Source organism: Neobacillus cucumis (assembly GCF_023715505.1).
The window spans coordinates 1-840 of sequence record NZ_JAMBOH010000095.1 but is presented as its reverse complement, the minus strand read 5'-3'; the positions used below and the strand labels follow the sequence as shown (position 1 = coordinate 840).

Below are 840 nucleotides of genomic sequence, written 5' to 3'. Positions count from 1 at the left end.
CAGAATATGGAAGAAGCAGGTATGAAGACCGATGATGCTCTATATAAAAACGAGCAGACATCAAGGAACGACGAGCGTGATTTAAAGCAAAAGTATGGGCATAGAGACGATGGGCTTACGTTTATGGATGGGCAGAGCTCTCAACAAGGGAACCAACAACGGCAGGAACAGTTTAGGCAAAATGGACAATCGGGCGAGAGTCAAACTTGGCAAAATGATAACCTGCATCAGAATGGACAAGAGGCTAATGGTCGAGGGTCCCAAAATGGACAGCGGAGCCGCGGGGAACCAGGCCAGCATCTCTCCGGTTATAATATTGCCAAGATTGATGACAGAGATCTTCAACAAGAAGGCAATGGTGAATTACGGCAAAAGAATGGAGATTCCCATCCTGAAAAGCAGGTGGATGAATTTTATCAGCGATATGGTCAAGAGGACCCGCTTGATAAACAAATCTGATCAATGGAATCGATATTTAACATAAATAGGGGGCTTGCACTCAACATGGGTGCAGGTCCTTTTAGGTCCTTTTAATAGAGGATAAAGCGAAAAAATAGCGGCCATACTGAATGGCCGCTTTTATTGAAGTGGGTCGGGAGTTTTGTTATCCTCTTTCTCAAGATCGGAGCCTGTTTTGGCTTTCTTCATTTCCTTTCCAAGCCTTTTTACATCATCAAAGTCCTGTGTCATCGAGCCATTTTTATTGGCCTCGACCTTCAATTTTGTCTTTAGTTTATTCATTTCATCCATTGCACTCGCTCCTTTATATATTAGTAGCTTTTATATACCCATTTAATAGAATTTGAAACATTTGCTATAATAAAAAGGGGAGCAGGGGGA

General features: G+C 42.4%; 1 protein-coding gene and 1 pseudogene. One reads left to right on the top strand and one right to left on the bottom strand.

Annotated elements, in window-relative coordinates; genetic code table 11:
* Window positions 1-459 (top strand): annotated as a pseudogene (locus M3226_RS31545) (hypothetical protein); the annotation flags it as partial.
* Window positions 460-579: 120 nt separating this feature from the next.
* On the opposite strand, the gene M3226_RS31540 reads toward M3226_RS31545, so the two are convergent.
* Complete coding sequence (locus tag M3226_RS31540) at window positions 580-750, bottom strand: hypothetical protein (RefSeq protein ID WP_251573415.1); 171 nt, start codon at window positions 748-750, stop codon at window positions 580-582.
* Window positions 751-840 lie beyond the last annotated feature (90 nt).

Excerpts from the sequence above, each read along its gene's own strand:
- M3226_RS31540 (WP_251573415.1), bottom strand. The coding sequence starts at position 750 with ATGGATGAAATGAATAAACTAAAGACAAAATTGAAGGTCGAGGCCAAT.